Origin of the sequence: Aeromicrobium sp. MLTX1 (assembly GCF_046452335.1) — a bacterium.
Lineage (GTDB): Bacteria > Actinomycetota > Actinomycetes > Propionibacteriales > Nocardioidaceae > Aeromicrobium.
On the sequence record NZ_JBKFDN010000001.1, the window covers coordinates 1,908,430 to 1,927,479 of the forward strand.

A 19,050-nucleotide genomic window follows, 5' to 3' on the forward strand; every position below is an offset into this window, starting at 1 on the left:
GTCACGTCAGCGGGAACGTCCGGCCGCTCACCCAGCGGCGCTCGGTGCCGTCGACCGGGTCGGTGAGCTCGAGCTCGCTCGCGAGGAGCTGGAGCGGGCTCGAGAAGTCGTCGACCGAGACGTCGGCGACGGTCGGGTAGAGCGGGTCGCCGACGATCGGGCTGCCGAGCGCGGCCAGGTGCATCCGCAGCTGGTGGGTCCGTCCGGTGCGGGGACTGAGGCGGTAGACGGCGAGGTCGCCCCGGCGCTCCTCCATCTCGACCAGGGTCTCGGCGTTGACCGGCGCGTCCGGAACGACCTCGGCCCGGAGGGTGCCCCGGTCCTTGCGCAGGTGGTTGCGGACGACGACCGGCGACTCGAGCGCCTCCTGCCACAGCGCGAGGGCGCGGTAGGTCTTCTTGACCTTCCGCTGCTCGAAGAGGGTCTGGTACGGCCCGCGCCAGCGGCGCTCCGTCGCCAGCAGCAGGACGCCCGAGGTGACGCGGTCGAGCCGGTGCAGCGGCGTCAGCTCGGGGAGGTCGAGCTCGGTGCGCAGCCGCACGACGACGCTCTGCAGCACGTGGCGGCCACGCGGGATCGTCGAGAGGAACGGTGGCTTGTCCACCACGAGGATCCGCTCGTCGCGGTGCAGGATCCGGATCTCGCCGGGCACCTCGACCTCGTCGCGCAGGTCGCGGTGGAACCACACGAACGTGTGCGGCGCATAGGGGTCGCCGACCCTCACGGGCGTCAGGTCGTCGTAGACGATGCGCTCGTCCCCGAGCATCTCGCGGACGTCGGCGTGCGGGGCGATCTCGTGCTCGAGCCACGCGACCATCGACGGCCACGGCGGTCCCTGCGGATCGCGGTCTGGCGTGCGCAGCCAGGCCGCCTGGAGCCCGTGACGGGGCGGCAGCGGCGAACGGGGAGGCACCGCCCGAGTCTAGGCGCGGGATACTGGAGGGCGTGACGGTCACGAGGCGGGACGTGCAGGCAGCGGCGGATCGGATCGAGGGACGCGTGCGGCGCACGCCGCTGTGGCGGGCATCGGCGGACGACTCCCTGTGGCTCAAGCTCGAGCTGCTCCAGCACTGCGGCGTGTTCAAGACGCGCGGTGCGTTCAACCGCCAGCTCGCCGGCCTCGAGTCGGGGGAGATCACCGATGCCGGCATCGTGGTGGCGTCCGGCGGGAACGCGGGCCTCGCGCAGGCGTTCGCGGCCCGCGAGCTGGGCGTGCGGGCCACCGTGTTCGTCCCCGAGGCGGCACCGCAGGTCAAGGTCGACCGGATCGAGGCGTACGGGGCGGAGGTCCGCCGGGTCGGCTCCGAGTTCGCCGAGGCGCACCGCGCGTCCGTGGAGTACGCCGAGCAGGCCGGAGCGGCGCTCGCGCACGCCTACGACCAGGTCGACGTCGCAGCCGGTGCCGGCACGATCGCCGAGGAGCTGCTCGAGGACGAGCCGTCGATCGACACGATCGTCGTCGCCGTCGGCGGGGGAGGCCTGTACGCCGGGGTCGCGGCGTCCGCGCTGGGCCGGGCGCGCGTGGTGGTGGTCGAGCCCGAGCAGTGCCCCACGCTGCACCGCGCGGTCGAGGCGGGGCGACCCGTGGACGTCGCAGTCTCCGGCGTGGCCGCCGACTCGCTCGGCGCGCGCCGGCTCGGCGACCTCGCGTTCGCGGCCGTCGAGGCCGAGGCGCCGGTCCCGGTGATGGTCACCGACGACGAGATCGTCGCGGCCCGGACGGCGCTGTGGGACGAGTTCCGCCTCCCGTCCGAGCACGGCGCCGCCGCGGCCTACGCCGCGTTGCACTCCGGTCGCTACGTGCCGGAGCCCGGCGAGCGCGTCGCGGTCGTCGTCTGCGGCGCGAACACGGACCCCGCCACCCTCGCGCGGCCCTGAGGCGCCCGGCGGACGAACGATGAGGCATTCGGGTACCTGAGCGGGGCCGAATGCCTCATCGTTCGTCTTCCAGGACCATGCCGACCGACCGCGGGGCGCTGTCGACGAACCCGTGGCGCTCGTACAGGCGGCGGCCGAGCGGGTCGGCCATCAGCGAGACGTAGGCGCCCGGGGGAGCGTCGGCCGCGATCACGTCGAGCAGGTGCGACAGGACGAGGTCGCCGAGCCCGCGGCGCTGGTGGTCGGGCAGCACGGCCATGTCGACCACGTGGAAGTACCAGCCGCCGTCGCCGATGACGCGCCCCATCGCCACGGTCTCACCGGTGGCCTCGTGCACCACGTGGCACGCCGCCCAGCCGCCGGCGAGCGCCGGGCCTGCCTGGTCGGGACGCTTCGGCGTGAGCCCCGACTCCTCGCGCAGGCGCAGGTAGTCGACCTCCCGGCGCCGTTCCGTGCAGGGAGTATCCGTCCACCATGGCCCTACTGTCCCATCGTCGAGCCCGGCCGGAGGTGGCGGACGAGGAAGGCCATCGCGGGGTCGGCCTCGAACGCCGGCACGCCCGTGTGGCCTCCCAGGTTCGCGTGCAGGGTCTTCTCCTCGGTGGCGAACGCGTCGAACAGGTCGAGGGCCTGCTGCCGGTCGTTGCCCGCGTCGTCCCACTGCAGCAGGACGTGCACGGGGGTGCGCAGCCGCCGCGCCTCCCCGAGGGTGGATCGAGGCACGAAGCTGCCGGCGAACAGGAGTGCCGCCTCGATCCGCGGGTCGGTGACGGCCAGCCGGACGGCCAGCGCGATCACGCCGCCCGAGATGCCGACCGGGCCCTCGATCCCGGGCAGGGCGAGCGCGGCATCGAGCGCTGAGTGCCACTCGGGTGCGGCCAGGTCGACCAGCGTGAGGACGAGGGCATCGACGATCGTGTCGTCGACCGGTCGTCCCTCGGCCAGGGCCGATCGTAGGTCGGCGCGGGCCCGCTCCAGCTCCGGGACGCGAGGACGGACGCCCGCGCCGGGGAGCTCGATCGTGAGCGAGGCGAAGCCGTGCTCGGCGCCATGGCGGGCGCGGCCGAGGAGCCGCGGGTGCATCGGCTCCAGCCCGCCCGGGTGCCCGAGGAGGATCACGGGAGCGGGACCGGAGTCCGGCGTCCAGAGGATGCCGGGGATGTCGTCGTGGACGAGGTGGCGCTCGAGGACGCCGTCGAGCCGCTGCTCGGAGAGGAACTGCATGGTCGTGCCTTTCGGGAGTGCTGGAACGGCGCTCCCGGACGACCTATCGCCCGACCGTGACCCCGGAGGGGAGCACCCGTCGTGAAGTGTTCACGGGTACCACCTCCTCGCTGTGCTGCACGGACCTTCCGACCGTAGCAGCGCGCGGGCCGCTCACGAGCCTGATGCGACGCGCCGGCCGTCCACGTAGAGCGGAGCGCCGGGGGTGGTCGCGGCACGGAGGGCGGCCAGCGTGGCGTCCTCGAGGGCGGGGTGACGTCCGTCGAGGGCACCGACCCGGTTGGCGACGGCGAGGTCGAACGGGGCCTCGCCGGGCTCGAGCCGGAACGCCTCCGCCGAGGCGAGTCGCACGCCGAGGACGCCCGCCGCGATCTCGGCGGAGCAGGCGGTGCGGGTGGCCGCGACGCCCCGCTCCGAGCGGTCGACCACGAGGACGAAGCCGCCGGGGGAGACACGGGCGGCCATCGCGCGGGCGAGCGGGCCGGGCGCTCCGCCGACCTCGAGCACCCGCAGGCCCGGCGCGAGCGGCAGGGCCTCGAGGACCGCGGCCAGCCGGGGCGAGAGGGAGCTCATGGCGTCCATCGTCGCAACGAGCGGGCCTGTTCGGCACGCCCTCGCGGGGTTACCGTCGAGACATGTGCCGCAACATCCGAGTCCTCCACAACTTCGAGCCGGCGACGACGGACGAGGAGGTCCGCGAGGCCGCACTGCAGTTCGTGCGGAAGGTCAGCGGGTCCACCAAGCCGTCGCGCGCCAACCAGGAGGCGTTCGACCGCGCGATCGACGAGATCGCGGAGGCCACCCGACGGCTGCTCGACGACCTCGTGACGAAGGCGCCGCCGAAGAGCCGCGAGCGCGAGGCGATCAAGGGACGCGAGCGCCACGAGAAGCGGATGGAGCGCGAGGTCCGCCTGCGCACCGCCAGCGCCTGAGCCACTCGAGGGCGCACGTGAGGAGGGACACGTGCGCGTTCGGGAAGGTCCGGGCCCCCGCGGGGCGTTAGTTGAATCATGAACGATTTTCTCGAGCTCTCGTCCGACGCCCAGGACCTGCTGTTCCGTCAGGCCCGCACCGCGAACTCCTTCACCGACGAGCCGGTGACCGACGAGCAGGTCGCCGCGATCCAGGACCTCGTGAAGTTCGGTCCGACCGCGATGAACTCGCAGCCCCTGCGCGTCGTGCTGGTCCGCAGCGACGACGCCCGCGCGCGCCTGCTGAAGCACATGGCCGAGGGCAACCGCGACAAGACGGCCGCCGCCCCGCTGGTCGCCATCCTCGCCGCGGACACCGACTTCAACGAGCACCTGCCGACGGTCTTCCCGCACGCCGAGGGCGCCAAGGACTGGTTCCCGGACCCGGTCGCCCGTGAGGCCACGGCACGCCTCAACGCCGGCCTGCAGATCGGCTACTTCATCATGGGCGTGCGCGCCGCCGGACTGGCCGCGGGCCCGATGACCGGCTTCGACGCCGACGGCATCGACGAGGACCTGCTGGCCGGCACCGGCTACAAGACGATGGTCGTCGTCAACATCGGCCACCCGGGCGAGAACGCCTGGTTCGACCGCCTCCCGCGCCTCGAGCACGAGCAGGTCGTCACGGCTCTCTGAGCCCCACCGGGGGCGCGTCCACCGCGTCCTCCCCGTGCCCGCGTCGAGTCACCTCGGCGCGGGCACGGTCGATTCCACCGTGCTCCAGCGCCGCGAGCCCGGACTCGCCCTGCCACACCAGCCGGTCGCGGTGGTGGACCGTGACGTGCATGCGGGCGCCGAGGTGCTCGATCGCGCCCGGCACGTTGCGGCGCTCGCGGGGGAGCGGCACCGGCAGCACGTGGGCGGCGGCGAGGTCGCCCCAGCCCTCGATCTCGATTCGCCAGCGGGCACTGCGGCCGCGCAGGGACCAGCGCTCGTCGCTGACCTCGGCGCGCACCGGCGACACGACCGGGTCGCCGAGCCGCACCAGCCTCCCGTCGGGCAGCAGCACGACGACGGCTGTCACGGTGGTGCGCAGCGGTCCTGCCGAGACCTCGCCGCCCGCGAACGCGACGCACACCGACGGGTCCTCGAAGCCCTGCGCCTGGCCCCACCACCACGCGTCGGGGAAGCCGCCCTTGCCCCAGTTCTTCTCGCCGTAGACCTGCCAGCCGTCGAGCTGCCACGTCTCGGTGCCCACGACGGCCTCGCCGTGCGCGGAGCCGCCGAGCAGCCACGGATGCCAGTACTGGTTGAGGCCCGGGACCGCCTGGAAGCTGCTCGACCCTCCTAGGCTGCGACGCGGCCACGGCACGGGCCGCCTGACCTCGACGTCGATCCGCGCGTCGGGTCCGAGGTCGACGTGCAGGCGGTCGGGCGAGCCTCGGAACGCGACCCCGGAGACCACGCCGAGCCCGGTCTCGTCCGCCTGGCCCGCCGGATGCGCCGCCGTGCGCAGGAACCCGTTCGGGTGGGAGGCCACGCCGAGGGTCGACCACGTGCCGCCGGCCGCGCGGTTCACCCCGTCGAGAGCGATCAGCACGCGCCCGGAGGCCGGGTCGGTGAAGCGCCAGAAGTAGCCCTCCATCGCGACGCCGTGCGCCGGGAGGGGGTCGCCGAACGGGCGGTCCGCACCGCTCGCCCGGTAGGCGTCACGCAGCGCGGCGGGCCGGAGCATGGCTCAGTCGAACAGCTCGCCGAGCCAGTGGCTCTTCTTCTTGCCCCGGTAGCCGCTGCTGCGGTCGTCGTAGCGGCGGTCCCGGTCGTCGTACGACGGGCGCGGCGCGTAGCGGTCGTCGCGCTGCGGCGCGGCGGTGCGGGTGGCGTCCTGCTCGGCGCGCTCGAGGATCTTGTCCAGCTCGCCGCGGTCGAGCCACACGCCGCGGCACTCGGGGCAGTAGTCGATCTCCACGCCGGACCGCTCGCTCATCACGAGGGTCGTCGCGTCGTTGGGGCACTTCATCGGGGACCTCCAGGAGTGGGAACTGGATTCAGCGTAGGCGGGCCCTGCCAACGCCGCCGCCGCTCGGCGTGCTTGCCGAGCGGGCCGTGGGCGGTGAGCATGAGGCATGACCAGCCCGTCGCGCCGATGGCTCGTCCGGGCGCTCGTCGCGGCGGTCCTGCTGGTCGGGATGGGGGTGGCGGCCGTGTGGGCGCTGCAGCGCCAGCTGATCTACTTCCCCGACGCGGAGCCCGTGCCCGCGGCGGCGGAGGCGGTCCCGGGCGCGCGCGACGTCACGCTGAGCACCGCCGACGGGCTCGAGCTGGGGGCGTGGATCGTCCCCGCGGCCGAGCCCGACACCGGACTGGCGGTGCTCGTGGCGCCGGGCAACGGCGGCAACCGGCTGAGTCGCACGGGTCTCGCGGAGGAGCTGAGCCGGCGCGGTCTCACCGTCCTGCTGATGGACTACCGGGGGTACGGCGGCAACCCCGGCCGCCCGAGCGAGGACGGGCTCGCGGCCGACGCGGACGCCGCTCTCGAGGCCCTCGCCGACCTCGGGTACCCGCCCGAGCGCACGATCCTGTTCGGCGAGTCCCTCGGCTCGGGCGTGGTCGCCGCGCTGCAGGCCCGGACGCCACCGGCGGGCATCGTGCTGCGCTCGCCGTTCACCGAGCTGGCCGACGTCGGCGCGCACCACTACCCGTGGCTGCCGGTGCGGACGCTGCTGCGCGACCGCTTCCCGGTCTCTGAGCACCTGGCCGCCAGCGACGTGCCCGTCACGGTGGTCCACGGTCACCACGACGCGGTCGTGCCGACCGAGCTCAGCGAGCGCGTCGCCGACGGCGCGCCCTCCCTGTTCGAGCGCGTGGTGCTGACCGGGGACCACAACGACGCCGTGATGTTCGGCCCACCTGTCGCGGACGCCGTCCTGCGGCTCGCGAACCACGTGCGGTGAGACGCTGAGGCCGCGTCAGCCGCTCGGCCGCGTGGTCATCGGTCCCTGAGTCGTGCCGCGAGCGGCTCGACCCCGGGACCGTCGAGGTCGTCGAGAGCGACGGGACGGCCGGAGAGGGCGAGCAGCAGCGACAGCGCCGGTCCCCGGACCTCGGGCCCGTCGCCTGCGGTCAGGTCCGCGTCCGTGGCGGTCATGCGAACACCCGCCAGGTGCTCCTTGCCGCCGCCGAACGCCACGGCCGTGCGCTCCTGCAGACGGAACGCGCGCTCGACCGCCTCCTGCGGGTAGGCGCGCACCAGTCCCAGCGGTCGGCGGACGTCCTCACCGTGGACGACCTCCTCGACGAGGCGGCTGTCGAGCGGTGCCGGTGGCGTGGACGTGCGGTGCGCGACGTCGCGCAGGCGGTGCAGGGTCTCTCGAGGACTCGCACCGCGGTGGCGGCGGACGCCCCGCTCGTTCTGGCGATGGAAGTCGAACCGCGCCCGCACGAGTCCCGCGACGAAGCCCAGCCGTGTCGTGGAGGCCGTGTCCACGAGGTGCGCCGCGACGTCGTGCACGGTCCATCCCTCGCACAGCGAGGGCAGCTCCCACGAGGACTCCGGCAGCTGCTCGAGGTCGGCGATGAGCGCCCCGCGCTCGGCGTGCACGAGCGGCCAGACGTCGGACATGACGCCCACCCTACGAGGGATCGACGCCGCGCCCGGCCGGGCGTACATTCCGAGGATGAGCGCAGACGAGCTGCTCCCGCCGTTCCCCGCCGACGCGTTCGAGCGCGTCCTGTGCGTCGTGGCCCACCCGGACGACGTCGAGTACGGCACGTCCTCGGCCGTCGCGCGCTGGACGAGCGAGGGCGTCGACGTCGCCTATCTCCTGCTCACCCGTGGCGAGGCCGGCATGGACGCGCTGTCGCCGAAGGAGACCGCCGAGCTGCGCCGCGACGAGCAGCTGGCCGCCTCCGAGGTCGTCGGGGTGTCGCAGGTCGACTTCCTGGACTACCCGGACGGGATCCTCGAGTACTCCCTGGCGATGCGTCGCGACATCGCGATGTCGATCCGTGGGTTCCGCCCGGACGCGGTGCTGGTGGGCTCGTGGGACGTCGAGTTCGTCGCCGGGCTGAACCAGGCCGACCACCGCGTCGCCGGCCTCGCGGCGATCGACGGACTGCGCGACGCCGGCAACCGCTGGGTGTTCCCCGAGCTGCTCGCCGAGGGGCTGGAGCCGTGGTCGCCGCGCTGGCTGCTGGTCTCGGGCGACAACCGCCCGACCCACGGGGTCGACGTGACGGGCGAGCCGCTCGAGCGCGGCATCGCGTCGCTGGAGGCGCACGGACAGTACCTCGCCGGGATCGCCGGTCACCCGCCGCCGCGCCCGATGATCACGGGCATCACGGCGATGCAGGGCCGCCGGATGGGCGTCGACCACGCGGTCCTGTTCCGCGCCTTCGACTTCCATGCGCCGCCGCCGATCGCCCGCGAGGCGATGGAGCTCGGCGGAACGTGACCGGGCCGATGCGGACGAACCGGTCGGCGCCGCACGCCCGGCTGGTGCCCGTGCTGATCGTGTCCGACGTGCGGGCCGCCGTGGCCTGGTACGGCGATGTGATCGGGCTCGTCGAGCACGTCCGGATCGGCGAGCGGCACCGGGCACAGCTCGGCTTCCCTGACGGCCCGCCGGCGGAGCTGGTGGTCGCCGAGGTGCGACCCGGCAGGCGCGAGCCGGTGCCCGAGGTCTCGCACCAGGTGATGGCGAAGGTGGCCGACGTCGCGGCGACGGTCGAGGCTGCCGTGGACGCCGGTGCCCGCCTGGTCGACGAGCTGCACGACTGGGAGTACGGCGAGCGTCAGGCCACGATCGTGGACCCGTTCGGTCACCAGTGGGTGCTCAACCAGACGCTCCGCGACGTGGCGCCCGAGGAGTGGGGCGGCGTCGCCGTCACCCCGCGACCCGTCACGCCGTGAGCAGACCGATGCCCAGTGTCGTGAGGCTGATCGCGAGCAGCGCGGCCCCCGCGAACACGAGGGCGATCAGCGCGTTCGGTCGGGTGCGTCCGCGGCCCATCGACGCGAAGAAGAAGCCGCCCGGCATGAGCAGGGCCGAGACCGCGACGCCGGTGCGGGCGAGCCACTCCCAGACCCCGGTGAGCTCGGTGGCGTCGACGAAGGGCTGGCAGACCAGGGCGAGGACGAGCAGGACGCCCGCGTGGGCGTGACCGGCCCGCGCGAACTTCTCCTGGAACGCGGTGACGTCCTCGCGGCCGGTGACGATGCGCACCATGTACAGGCCGCCGGTCTCGACCGTGACGAGCGCGAGGAAGAGGATGCCGGCGAGCTGGCGCGAGTCGTCGGAGAGCAGGGATTCCATGGGGGCTCCAATGTTCGGATAGTGGAACTATCCCATTTATTGGAGACCTGAACTATCCGATCTGTCAAGATGGTCCGCATGCGCCTCGCCGAGCTCTCCGACCGCAGCGGCCTGCCGACCGCGACGATCAAGTACTACCTGCGCGCCGGGCTGGTCCCTCCGGGCGAGACCGAGGGCGCCACGTGGGCCCGCTACGACGACTCGCACCTGCGCCGGCTGCGGCTCGTGCGTGCCCTGACCGAGGTCGCGGGCCTCGCCCTCGACGACGTGCGCGCGGTGGTCGCGGCACTCGACGCGTCGGGCTCCGAGCACGAGGCCCGCGGGGTCGCCCAGTGGCCGCTCTCGACGCCCGTCGCCGAGGACCCGTCGGAGGACTCGCGCGAGCGGGTCGACGCCCTCCTCGCGCGGCACGACTGGCACCTGGAGGCCGAGAGCCCCCACCGCCGCACGCTCGCCGCCGCCCTCGACACGCTCCGAGAGCTCGACTTCCCGGCCACCGACGAGGTCCTCGACGCCTACCTCGGGGCGGCCGAGTCCGTGGCCGCCGTGGACGTCCCACGCGTCGCGGCCGAGACCGACCCCATCGTCGCGGCCGAGCGGCTCGTGGTCGGCACGCTGCTCTACGAGCCCGTGCTCACGACACTGCGACGCATGGCGCACGAGGTCGTCTCGGGCCGCGGCTAGTCGGGCAGCGAGCGGCGCTCGCCGACCGGGCTCTCGGCCTCGGGGAAGGCGAGGGTGCCCGAGGCGACCCACCACTGCATGACGTCGTACACGAGCCGGCCCGCGCGCACGGACGGGTCGGCCTCCGAGAGCCGGGCGGCCTCGGCGAGGTCGCAGCGGAAGATCGAGAGGCCGCGGTACGACTCGTCGGACTGCTCCAGGAACGGTCCGTTCGCGACGAGCACGCCCCGGCGTCGCAGGTCGGCGCGGTAGGCGAGGTGCTCGGCCTGGAGCGCGTCGAGGGCTTCCTCGGGCATCTCGGGCGCGTCCTCGGGCCGTCGCAGGACCTCGAGCGTGTAGACGTCGAACGAGTCGGGGATGTGGGGGTCGCGCACGGTCACCTCCGGGTCTCGCGGATGCGGTCGACGATGAGGCTCGGCACGTGGGCGGCGTCGGCGGGGCCGCCGCGCTCGGGGAAGTCGAACACCGCGAGCATGACCTGCATCGGGTAGCGCGGCGGGGTCGGGCAGGTGCGCAGGAGGCGGCCGTCGACCGAGAGGCCGACCTCGTCGGGCGTCCACTCCAGGCCGAAGGTGTGGAAGCGGCTCACGTCGATCGGCACCCGTGTCGTGGCGAAGTCCTCGGGGGCGTCCGGGTCGCGGAACGCGTGGAGTCCCGCGCCGACCTCGGCCGACTCGCCGGCGACGATCGTGTCGCCGAAGACCTCGAAGACGCAGATCTCGGCGCACTCCCGCGGGTCGACCTCGCGGCCCACCAGCCAGCACGACGCCATCGAGCGAGGGGAGAGGTCCATGCGCGCGGTGATCTCCAGTCCGGTCAGCCGCGGGGTCCAGCCCCAGAGCTCGGACTGCTCCTCCCGGACCTGCTGTCGTGGGCGGAACGGCTGCTGGCCCCGCATGCTGCCGACCGGACCGGAGTGGTTGCCGCTCTGCACGCCCGAGACCCGCAGCGGCGGCTCGTGGTCACCCTCGCACCAGACGCCCTGGTCCGGGCCGATGCGCAGGGTCAGGCAGGAGTCGGCGACGAGGAAGTCCGCCGCGGTGGTCTCGAGCGAGCTCCAGGCCGGGAGGTAGTGCGGCAGCCACACCGACCGGTCGAGGTCCGGGCCGTCGAAGTCGTCGTCGAAGCGCGTGCCCATGACTCATGGTGCCCCCGGGACGCGCCGAGGGGGACGGATCGTGGTACCAAGATGTCGCTGGAGCGACCCGAAGGTAGAAGGATCCGTCCCCCGCAGGGCGGTGCGGCGTCAGTCCTCGGGCTTGTCGGCGAACGCCTTCTTCATGTCGTTGTACCAGCCGAGGGACTTCTTGGGGTGGCGCCAGCGGCCCTTCATGGCGTCGCGCGCCGCCTGGTGGATGGCGTCGCCGGACTTCTCGGCGTCCTTGAGGTGCTTGTCCTGGGCCTGGATGACGTCGTCGGCCGTCTCGCCCCGGTGCTCGAGGTCGCAGGGTCCGCCGAGCTCGCGGCACGTCATGGTCTTCATGGTGTTCTCCTTCGAAGTGGGTCTTCTGCTCTTCTGACGATCGGGAGGGCGCGAGTGTGACCACTCAGCGCGGATCGGCGCCGTCGCGGCGCACGACCTGCTCGAGCACCTCGGGCGCGGCGCGGAACGTGATGCCCCGGACGAGGCCGTCGGCCACGGTGAAGTCGAAGACGACCTTGGCGTCGCCGAGGTGGAACCAGGCGGTGCCGGGCCGGTCCTCGACGAACACCGGGAGGGCCGCCTGGGCACTGCCGTTGAAGAAGGCCGCCACGTCGCCGCGCCCCTCGATCCGCTCGGGCGTGCCGACCAGGATCGCGGCGTCGTCCGCCGTGACGAGGGCGTCGGGGGCCAGCAGCTGCAGCAGCCGGTCGAACTCGCCGTTCTTCGCCGCGGCCATGAACGCGTCGACGACCTCCCAGTCGGCGAGGGCGTCCTCGGCCGCCGGCTGCCGGACCTTCGCACGGGCCCGCGAGGCGAGCTTGCGCGCCGCGGCCGGCGTCGTGTCGAGCAGCTGCGCGATCGTGGGGAACTCGAAGCCGAACGAGTCGTGCAGCACGAACGCGACGCGCTCACCCGGGGTCAGCCGGTCGAGGACGACGCTCAGCGCGATGCCCACCGTGTCGGCCAGCGCGACGTCGTCGGCGGGGTCGTCCACGGTCTCGCCGGGGTCGAGGTCGTCCACCGGCTGCGGCGTGCGGGACCGGAGCCGGTCGAGGCACAGCCGCGTGGTGACCGTGGTCAGCCAGGCCGGCAGGCTGTCGATCTCGGTCTCGGTCCCGTGCAGCCGCAGCCACGCCTGCTGCACGATGTCCTGCGCCTCGGCCGGGTCGCCGAGCACGCGGCTCGCGATCGACACGAGCCGCGGTCGCTCCGCCTCGAACTGCTCGTCCTGGTCCACGGTCATCACCCTTCCACGTTCGTCGGTCACTCCTTCGACGTTCGGCGCGGCGCGAGTGTGACCGTCGGTTTCCCCGGTTACGTGGGAAAGCTGTCACTTCCCGGGGGTTGCGATCCCCGGGAAGCGACAGGAAACCCACGTAACCGGGGAATCGGTCATCCCCCGCGAACCCCGTGCGGGTGAGCCCGTTCGGGAGCACAGTGGGAGCAGGAGCTGATCACGATGACGAATCTCCTTCGCTGGGCCGTGGTGATCATCGTGACCGTGCACGGCCTGATCCATCTCCTGGGCGCCGCCGAGCGGTTCGGCTGGGCCGACGACCCGACCCTCGAGCCGTCGAACGGGCTGGGCCTGCTGTGGCTCGCGGCCGCGATCCTGCTGCTCGTCACCGCGCTTTTCGCGGCGCTCGGACGGGTGGCCGGCTGGTGGCTGCTCGCCGTGGTCGCGGCGCTGGTCTCGCAGGCGGCGATCCTCACCTCGTGGGACGTGTCGAGCGGCGGCACCGTGGTCAACGTCTTCCTCCTGCTGGTCGCCGCCTACTCGTTCCTGCTGCGCGGGCCGTTCAGCCTCCACGCGCAGTGGCACCGTCACGTCGACGACGCGCTCGAGGCGGTCGGGACGGACGCTCCGGTCGTCACCGAGGAGGACCTCCGCGACCTCCCGGCGCAGGTCGCGGCGTATGTCCGGGCGTCGGGCGCGGTCGGCCGGCCGCGGCCCACGAGCGTGCGCGCCGACTTCCACGGCCGGATCCGCAGCGGGCCCGACGCGTCGTGGATGTCGATCACGGGCAAGCAGGTCAACACGTTCGGCGCCGACCCGCGGCGGTTCTTCCTGCTGGAGACCAGTCGCGGCGGGCTGCCCGTGCTGGTGCTGCACGCGTACGCCGGCGCCACCGCGTCGATGCGCGCCAAGGTGCTCTCGGTGGTCACGGTCGTCGACGCGACCGGCCCGGAGATGGACCAGGGCGAGACCGTCACGGTCTTCAACGACCTCGTCGTGCTGGCGCCCGGAGCGATCGTGGGGGCGCCCATCGAGTGGATCACGCTGGACGACCGGCAGGTCCGCGGCGCGTTCACGAACAAGGGCCGGCGGGTCGAGGCGGTGCTGACGTTCGACGGCGACCGCCTCGTCAACTTCGTCTCGCACGACCGCTTCCGCGCCTCGGCGGACGGAGGCTCGTTCGACCGTCAGGCCTGGTCGACCCCGCTCGCCGGCCACACGGCGGCCGACGGTCACCACGTCATCACCTCGGGCGTCGGCCGCTGGCAGGACCCCCGAGGCTGGTTCACGTACGTCGAGGTCGAGTTCGACGACATCACCCACGACATCGGTGAGATGCACCGCACCGGCGAGCCGCGGCGCCGCACGCGCGCGTCGATGCCTACCGATGCGACTCGGTGAGGAACTCGCGGACCTCCTGGTCGCACCGGCACGCCGCGGCGAACTCCGCGGCCCACTCCAGCGCCTCCTCGTAGGTGGGCACCTGGATCAGGGCGAACCCCGCGATCGCGCCGTTGACCCCGGGCTCGGGGCCGTCGATGATCTTGCGCTCGGGCGTGACGATGGTCGTCTCGTCGTGATGCCGCAGCCCCCCGCCGAGGATCCACACTCCAGCGTCCTTGGCCTCGGCGACCACGGCGTGGGCGGCGCGGACCACCTCCGGCAGCTCCTCCTCGGACACGTCCATCGCGCCTTCGGTGAACGAGATCAGATACTTCGTCATCTCACGCTTCCTTTCGGCAGCCTCGGGGGGCCTTACTGGCCATTGTGGACCCGCGGCCGGCTTCCCGGGTGTCCGAAGCGTGTCGCCGGTCCCTCAGGCCAGCTGCAGGAGTCGCTCGATCGCCGGCACCGTGTGCGTCGCGATCCGCTCGCGCGCGTCGTCGAGCGCGGGCGAGGCCGGGTACCCCGGAGGGATCCGCGTCGGGTTCAGCGGCACGTCGTTGGCCCACGCCTTCACGTCGGGCGCGGAGGTCGCCGACGCCGCCGCGCGCGTGCCCAGGACGGTCATCCGCACCCACTCGGCGAGGGAGTCACCGTACGGCGTGGGCGGGCACAGGCGGTTCTTCTCCGCGTCGTCGGCGCGGGTCGCCTCCACGTAGCCCGCGAGGGCGGCGCCGAAGCACGGGAATCCCGCCCGGACGGGCTGGAGGGTGATCTCGCGCGGGCCCCAGATCGGCACGAGCGGCGGGTACTTCAGGCCGTCGGCCGCGCAGTGCACGACGAGGGCGTCACGGCTCACCGCGACCGTGGCGTCGGCGAACCTCAGCTCGCCCGGGGCGACCGCCGCGAGGTGGCCGTGACGGACCACGTTCTCCAGGGTGCGCAGCTTCTCGAGCTCCCACGTGGCCAGCGTCGGCGCCTTCGCCATCGTCGGCACCCGTGAGCGGTCGATCCGCAGCATGATGCCGTGGTCCTCGAGCCGCAGGAAGAGGTCGTCGAGCGACTCCGCCGCGCGTGCCGACTCCATCAGGTCGGCCACCATTCCCAGGAAGATCGCCGGGTCCGGCTGGATGACGGCGCGGTTGAACATCCAGGGCTCGCGGGGGCGCACCCACGTGATCCGGTCGGGATCGACGCCCTGCGCGAGCAGCCAGATGCACGCGTCCGTGGCGGTCTTGCCCGCCCCGACGACGACGAGCTCGTCGGGGACGTCGTCGAGCCGGGGGAGCGCGTTGACCGGCACGACCCGGGCTCGGTCGAGCACCTCGAACGGCGGCGGCTTCTCCGCCGGAATGCTCGGCGCCAGGTAGCGGGCGTCGACGATCCGGCAGCCGTCCGCCACCTCGGTGCGCCGGCCCGAGACGCGCGAGACGACGGCGCCGTCGGCGTACTCGCTGCTGGTGAGGAGCTCGACCCGCCCGCTCTCCAGGAGCCGGGTGAGGACCTGCTCGTAGTACCGGCAGATCTCGGCCTGCGTGGCGCGCTCCTGGAGGCCCTTCTCGGGACCGTGCTGCTGCAGCTGCCCACCGCCGAGCAGCGTCGACGCGACGCCGTAGAACGCGGAGGCCTGGTGCAGGCGGACGAACGGGTACGCCTCGAGCCAGTGCCCGCCGACCCCGTGACGGCGGTCGACGAGGGCGACCCGGACGTCGGCGTGGTCGATCAGGGCGTCGGTGAAGGCCATCCCCATGGCGCCGGCGCCCACCACGAGGTAGTCGACCTCGAGCGTGCGAGCCACGCCTCCACCGTGCGCCTCGTCCGGGTCTCGGTCAATGGCCGTTCGGAGCGGAGTCCTTGCGCGTGATGCGGTAGTCGAGCGTGAGGAATGGGAAGCCGAAGACCCAGAACGCGTGCTCGGCGCGCAGCGCGCCGTCCTCGACGAACACGTCGAGCTGCTCCTCGAACCCGGGGACGGCGAGCGTGGTCAGCTCGTCGGCCTCGGTGTCGACGTAGGAGAGGTAGTGCCCGGCCTGGCCGTCGTCGACGCGGCTGGTCAGGGTCAGGCCACCGTCGCGTCGCGCCTGAGGACGCAGGGTGGCGGTGAAGCTGCCCTCCGGCAGCGGGAAGCCCACGCTGACGTAGCCGCGACCGTCGTGGACGTAGGTCGTGTAGATCCCCAGCATGATCGGCCGGTCGTCGTCGGCGAACGAGCGGATCCAGCCGCGCACGGACACGGTGCCGTCGACGCCGCCGATCGTGTCGATCTGGCTGCGGACGCCGCGCTGCGCCTCGCGCTGGTTCATCGGCATGATCGCCTGGCCGAGTGGCTGCGCGACGGTGGAGCGGTACAGCAGGTAGCCGGGCCGGACCCAGGCCCGCCAACGGGGCACGATGTCGAGCGCGAACTCCGTGGTGTGCTCGTAGAACTCGCGGACCAGCGGGTCGACGTCGGCCGGGTCGAACCCGGGTCCGGCCAGCGCGTCGAGCGACGCCACGATGCCGGTGTCGCGGCGGTCGGCGGTGTACGTCCCGCCGAGCTCCTCGGCCAGCTCGCGCACGTAGCCCGTGCCGATGTAGCGCGAGCGCGATCGTCGGGCGACGACGAACGGCAGATCGGCGGTGCGGGCGCGCTCCGCCAGCAGGGTCACCTGCGCGTCGCGGAAGAGCAGGTTGGCGAGGCAGCGCTGCGCGACGACGGCGGTCGCGGCGACCACGGCGCCGGACGCTCCCGCCCGCCTCAGGGCCAGGCCGACGCCCGCCCCCACGACTGGGCCCATGAGGACCTTCTGGGGCCGCACGCCCAGGGCGCCCACCGCGGCGCCGGCGACGGTGCCGACTGCGCGTGGTCCAGCTCCGGCGCGCTCGGCGGCCCAGCCGAGGGGCGCGGCGAGGGCTCCGCTCACGGCGATGCGGTGCCAGGGGGCGGGGATCTCGTCGGGCTGCTGGCGCGCGCGAGCCACGGCCTCCGACGTGGCGAGTGCGGCCCCTCCGGCGAGCGCGGTCAGCGCTGCCGCACGGGGTCCGCGGCGGGCCGACAGGGCGGCGCCGGCGAGGCCGCCGATCACCGCCGTGAAGCCGAGGGAGGAGGGAGTCGCCACGTCCGCGAGCCTAGTGCCGGACGGCCCTCAGCGGACCGCCCGCAGCTGCGAGGACGTGGCCAGGGGAGTCCCGTCAGGCGTCCAGATCGTGATGTTCTCGGTGAGCCAGCCGTCGTCGCTGGCGTCCACGGTGACGGCGTCGACGAGCACCCACGAGAAGTCCTCGGTGGCGACCTCGGGCGTGAACCGGACCGTCGTGCGGACGGTGGGCATCGTGCGCAGCTCGGTCATCACCGCCGAGAGCGACGGGGCGAGCGCGTCGGCCAGGACGAGCAGCCGCTCCCACGGGTCCGCGACCTCCTCCGCCAGCCGGATCCATGCGCGCAGGTTCGGCTCGGGCGACGCCGAGAACGGCAGGGGATCGGTGGCCGGACGGATCTCGATGCGTGTGCTGATCGGCACGAACTCGGGCGGCACGACGAACCGCCGTGCCTGCGCGAGCGGGTGGTCGACCTCGGGAAGGCGTACGCGTGTCGTGGGGACTCCGGGACGGTGCTCCGAGCCCAGCACCGCCGTGGCCACGGCGGCCGTGCGCGCGCCGGCGGAGGCCGTGGCCGACACGACGGTCACGGCGCGGCCACGGTGCGTCACCTCGGCTGACACGCGGAGTCGGGCGTCGACCGGACGGACGACGTGCGCGGTCAGCTCGACCGGGACGAGTCCGGCGCCGGCGACGGCTCGGATCTCGCGCAGCGTGATGGCGGCGACGATGCCGCCCTGGAGGCCGCCGAAGCCGTTGAACGGCCTCAGGTCGAGGTCGTCGCCGGCCAGGACGTCGGCGATGCCGGGGGAGGTCGCGGTCGTCATCGGGGCTCCCGCGCGATCACGGTGAGGGAGGACGCGAGGGCGAAGGCCGCCGTCGTCCACCACGCGGCCGCGAAGGCCTCGGCGCCGGCGGACTGCGCCCCGAGGACGGCGACCAGCACGGCCACGCCGACGGCGATGCCGACCTGCCTGGCCGTCTGCAGGACGGCCGAGCCGGTGCCGCGACGGTCGGGCGGCAGCTCGCTGGTGCCGAGCGCCATCGACGGCGGGACGACGAGACCGACGCCGATGCCGGTGAGCAGCATGCCCGGCAGGACGGTCGCGGCGTACGACGTGGACGCGCCGGCGAGGACCGCCCACGACGCCACGCCCGCCGCGAAGACCGCGCCGCCGATCGCGATGACGGCGCGCGGTCCGATCGGCGCGACGAGCCGGCCTCCGTACACCGCGACGAACGGCACGAGCAGCGGTCCCGGAGCGATCGCGAGGCCCGCCTCGAGCGCGGAGAGCTCCCAGACCTCCTGCAGCCACAGCACGATCGACAGCAGCATCGCGCCGAACGCGACGTGGAACGTCAGCAGGGTGAGGCTCGTCGACGCGAAGTGCGGCGCGCGCAGGACGTCGAGGCTGACCAGCGGGTCCGCCCCGCGCGTCACCGCAGCGACGTTGAGGACGAGTCCGACCACCGTGACGGCGGCGAACGCGAGGGTGCGGCCCGACGTCCAGCCCCACTCCGGTCCGTTGACCAGGACGAGGACGAGTGCCGCGACGGTGACGGTCAGGAGCAGTGCCCCGACGAGTCCGGGAGCCCGGCCCCGGTCGCCCGGCACGTCGGGCAGCACGCGCCAGCCGACGACCGCCGCCACGAGGCCGGTGGGGATGTTGACGAGGAAGACCCAGCGCCAGTCGGCGTGCACGAGGACACCGCCGACGACGGGCCCGAGGGCGGCGCCGATGCCGCCGAGACCGGCCCACAGGCGCACCGCGCCCTGGCGCCCCTCGGGCGGGAAGGCCGTGAGGACGAGCCCCAGCGACGCGGGGATCATCAGCGCCGCGCCCGCGGCCTGGACGACCCGGAAGGCGACGAGACCGGCGAGGCCGGGGGCGAAGGCGCAGGCCGCGGAGGCCGCCGTGAACAGCAGCAGTCCGCCGAGGAAGCCGCGCTTGGCGCCGATCCGGTCGCTGATCCGTCCGGCGGGCACCAGGAGGGCGGCGAAGGTGATCGCGTACGCGTTGAGGATCCACGACAGGTCGGCGAGGTCCCGCACGCCGAGCGCGGCCGCGATGTCGCCGAGGGCGACGTTGACGATGAACAGGTCGAAGCCGGAGAGGAGGACCCCGACCGCGACGACCGCCATGACGTGGCGGGGCGAGGTGGGCCGTTCAGTCAGTTGCGTCACGAAACGCACAC

At 73.5% G+C, this 19,050-nt stretch carries 25 protein-coding genes; 8 read left to right on the forward strand and 17 right to left on the reverse strand.

Annotated features, from left to right (window positions below):
* Window position 1: 1 nt before the first annotated feature.
* A complete protein-coding gene (locus tag ACK99Q_RS09275; RefSeq protein WP_410186081.1) occupies window positions 2-817 on the reverse strand; it encodes a pseudouridine synthase in 816 nt (271 codons plus the stop codon).
* 128 nt (window positions 818-945) lie between these two features.
* On the opposite strand from ACK99Q_RS09275, the gene ACK99Q_RS09280 reads away from it, so the two are divergent.
* The gene (locus tag ACK99Q_RS09280) at window positions 946-1,878 is read left to right on the forward strand and encodes a threonine/serine dehydratase (protein ID WP_410185835.1); all 933 of its coding nucleotides are present in this window, start codon (window positions 946-948) and stop codon (window positions 1,876-1,878) included.
* 55 nt (window positions 1,879-1,933) lie between these two features.
* Here the strand turns inward: ACK99Q_RS09280 and ACK99Q_RS09285 are convergent, their stop codons facing one another.
* From ACK99Q_RS09285 to ACK99Q_RS09295, 3 genes are all read right to left on the reverse strand, one after another.
* On the reverse strand, window positions 1,934-2,305 hold the full coding sequence (locus ACK99Q_RS09285; RefSeq protein WP_410186082.1) for a GNAT family N-acetyltransferase: 372 nt from the start codon (window positions 2,303-2,305) through the stop codon (window positions 1,934-1,936).
* A 53-nt stretch (window positions 2,306-2,358) separates the two neighbouring features.
* Window positions 2,359-3,102, reverse strand: coding sequence for a dienelactone hydrolase family protein (locus tag ACK99Q_RS09290; RefSeq protein ID WP_410185836.1), 744 nt, complete (start codon window positions 3,100-3,102; stop codon window positions 2,359-2,361).
* Between the two features lie 153 nt (window positions 3,103-3,255).
* Window positions 3,256-3,684 carry a methyltransferase domain-containing protein gene (locus tag ACK99Q_RS09295; RefSeq protein ID WP_410185837.1) on the reverse strand — a complete coding sequence of 143 codons (429 nt, stop codon included), beginning with the start codon at window positions 3,682-3,684 and terminating at the stop codon, window positions 3,256-3,258.
* Window positions 3,685-3,737: 53 nt separating this feature from the next.
* Between ACK99Q_RS09295 and ACK99Q_RS09300 the strand changes: the two genes are divergently transcribed.
* Entirely contained in the window at window positions 3,738-4,034 is a 297-nt protein-coding gene (locus ACK99Q_RS09300; RefSeq protein ID WP_410185838.1) for a DUF2277 domain-containing protein, read from the forward strand.
* Window positions 4,035-4,112: 78 nt separating this feature from the next.
* On the forward strand, window positions 4,113-4,709 hold the full coding sequence (locus tag ACK99Q_RS09305) for a malonic semialdehyde reductase (RefSeq protein ID WP_410185839.1): 597 nt from the start codon (window positions 4,113-4,115) through the stop codon (window positions 4,707-4,709).
* On the opposite strand, the gene ACK99Q_RS09310 is transcribed toward ACK99Q_RS09305, so the two are convergent.
* Complete coding sequence (locus ACK99Q_RS09310; RefSeq protein WP_410185840.1) at window positions 4,696-5,748, reverse strand: tocopherol cyclase family protein; 1,053 nt, start codon at window positions 5,746-5,748, stop codon at window positions 4,696-4,698. The genes ACK99Q_RS09305 and ACK99Q_RS09310 overlap by 14 nt on opposite strands.
* 3 nt (window positions 5,749-5,751) lie before the next feature.
* A complete protein-coding gene (locus ACK99Q_RS09315) occupies window positions 5,752-6,033 on the reverse strand; it encodes a zf-TFIIB domain-containing protein (RefSeq protein WP_179423649.1) in 282 nt (93 codons plus the stop codon).
* 106 nt (window positions 6,034-6,139) lie between these two features.
* Between ACK99Q_RS09315 and ACK99Q_RS09320 the strand changes: the two genes are divergently transcribed.
* Window positions 6,140-6,967: an alpha/beta hydrolase gene (locus ACK99Q_RS09320; protein WP_410185841.1), complete on the forward strand. Its 828-nt coding sequence runs from the start codon at window positions 6,140-6,142 to the stop codon at window positions 6,965-6,967.
* A gap of 35 nt (window positions 6,968-7,002) precedes the next feature.
* Here the strand turns inward: ACK99Q_RS09320 and ACK99Q_RS09325 are convergent, their stop codons facing one another.
* Window positions 7,003-7,635: a maleylpyruvate isomerase family mycothiol-dependent enzyme gene (locus ACK99Q_RS09325; protein WP_410185842.1), complete on the reverse strand. Its 633-nt coding sequence runs from the start codon at window positions 7,633-7,635 to the stop codon at window positions 7,003-7,005.
* 55 nt (window positions 7,636-7,690) lie between these two features.
* On the opposite strand from ACK99Q_RS09325, the gene ACK99Q_RS09330 reads away from it, so the two are divergent.
* A complete protein-coding gene (locus ACK99Q_RS09330) occupies window positions 7,691-8,467 on the forward strand; it encodes a PIG-L deacetylase family protein (protein WP_410185843.1) in 777 nt (258 codons plus the stop codon).
* A gap of 8 nt (window positions 8,468-8,475) precedes the next feature.
* Entirely contained in the window at window positions 8,476-8,925 is a 450-nt protein-coding gene (locus ACK99Q_RS09335) for a VOC family protein (protein ID WP_410185844.1), read from the forward strand.
* Here ACK99Q_RS09335 and ACK99Q_RS09340 read toward each other — a convergent pair.
* A complete protein-coding gene (locus ACK99Q_RS09340; RefSeq protein ID WP_410185845.1) occupies window positions 8,915-9,328 on the reverse strand; it encodes a hypothetical protein in 414 nt (137 codons plus the stop codon). The genes ACK99Q_RS09335 and ACK99Q_RS09340 overlap by 11 nt on opposite strands.
* A 78-nt stretch (window positions 9,329-9,406) precedes the next feature.
* On the opposite strand from ACK99Q_RS09340, the gene ACK99Q_RS09345 reads away from it, so the two are divergent.
* The gene (locus ACK99Q_RS09345) at window positions 9,407-10,012 is read left to right on the forward strand and encodes a MerR family transcriptional regulator (protein WP_410185846.1); all 606 of its coding nucleotides are present in this window, start codon (window positions 9,407-9,409) and stop codon (window positions 10,010-10,012) included.
* Here the strand turns inward: ACK99Q_RS09345 and ACK99Q_RS09350 are convergent.
* From ACK99Q_RS09350 to ACK99Q_RS09365, 4 genes are all read right to left on the reverse strand, one after another.
* Window positions 10,009-10,386, reverse strand: coding sequence for a YciI family protein (locus ACK99Q_RS09350; protein WP_410185847.1), 378 nt, complete (start codon window positions 10,384-10,386; stop codon window positions 10,009-10,011). The genes ACK99Q_RS09345 and ACK99Q_RS09350 overlap by 4 nt on opposite strands.
* A 2-nt stretch (window positions 10,387-10,388) precedes the next feature.
* Window positions 10,389-11,150 (reverse strand): glycoside hydrolase family 16 protein, encoded by a 762-nt coding sequence (locus ACK99Q_RS09355; protein WP_410185848.1) that lies wholly within the window; start codon window positions 11,148-11,150, stop codon window positions 10,389-10,391.
* Window positions 11,151-11,258: 108 nt separating this feature from the next.
* Window positions 11,259-11,495 carry a DUF1059 domain-containing protein gene (locus ACK99Q_RS09360; protein WP_179423665.1) on the reverse strand — a complete coding sequence of 79 codons (237 nt, stop codon included), beginning with the start codon at window positions 11,493-11,495 and terminating at the stop codon, window positions 11,259-11,261.
* A gap of 64 nt (window positions 11,496-11,559) precedes the next feature.
* Window positions 11,560-12,393: a sigma-70 family RNA polymerase sigma factor gene (locus ACK99Q_RS09365; protein ID WP_410185849.1), complete on the reverse strand. Its 834-nt coding sequence runs from the start codon at window positions 12,391-12,393 to the stop codon at window positions 11,560-11,562.
* 222 nt (window positions 12,394-12,615) lie between these two features.
* On the opposite strand from ACK99Q_RS09365, the gene ACK99Q_RS09370 reads away from it, so the two are divergent.
* Window positions 12,616-13,794, forward strand: a complete 1,179-nt coding sequence (locus tag ACK99Q_RS09370; protein WP_410185850.1) for a DUF6544 family protein — start codon at window positions 12,616-12,618, stop codon at window positions 13,792-13,794.
* Here ACK99Q_RS09370 and ACK99Q_RS09375 read toward each other — a convergent pair.
* The 5 genes from ACK99Q_RS09375 to ACK99Q_RS09395 all read right to left on the reverse strand — a co-directional run bounded on the left by ACK99Q_RS09375 (window position 13,775) and on the right by ACK99Q_RS09395 (window position 19,039).
* Window positions 13,775-14,116, reverse strand: a complete 342-nt coding sequence (locus tag ACK99Q_RS09375; RefSeq protein WP_179423669.1) for a YciI family protein — start codon at window positions 14,114-14,116, stop codon at window positions 13,775-13,777. The genes ACK99Q_RS09370 and ACK99Q_RS09375 overlap by 20 nt on opposite strands.
* A 93-nt stretch (window positions 14,117-14,209) precedes the next feature.
* Complete coding sequence (locus tag ACK99Q_RS09380; protein WP_410185851.1) at window positions 14,210-15,574, reverse strand: NAD(P)-binding protein; 1,365 nt, start codon at window positions 15,572-15,574, stop codon at window positions 14,210-14,212.
* 31 nt (window positions 15,575-15,605) lie between these two features.
* The gene (locus ACK99Q_RS09385) at window positions 15,606-16,874 is read right to left on the reverse strand and encodes a hypothetical protein (RefSeq protein WP_410185852.1); all 1,269 of its coding nucleotides are present in this window, start codon (window positions 16,872-16,874) and stop codon (window positions 15,606-15,608) included.
* Between the two features lie 27 nt (window positions 16,875-16,901).
* Window positions 16,902-17,681 carry an acyl-CoA thioesterase gene (locus ACK99Q_RS09390; RefSeq protein WP_410185853.1) on the reverse strand — a complete coding sequence of 260 codons (780 nt, stop codon included), beginning with the start codon at window positions 17,679-17,681 and terminating at the stop codon, window positions 16,902-16,904.
* Window positions 17,678-19,039, reverse strand: a complete 1,362-nt coding sequence (locus tag ACK99Q_RS09395; RefSeq protein ID WP_410185854.1) for an MFS transporter — start codon at window positions 19,037-19,039, stop codon at window positions 17,678-17,680. The genes ACK99Q_RS09390 and ACK99Q_RS09395 overlap by 4 nt, the downstream gene beginning before the upstream one ends.
* Between the last annotated feature and the right edge of the window lie 11 nt (window positions 19,040-19,050).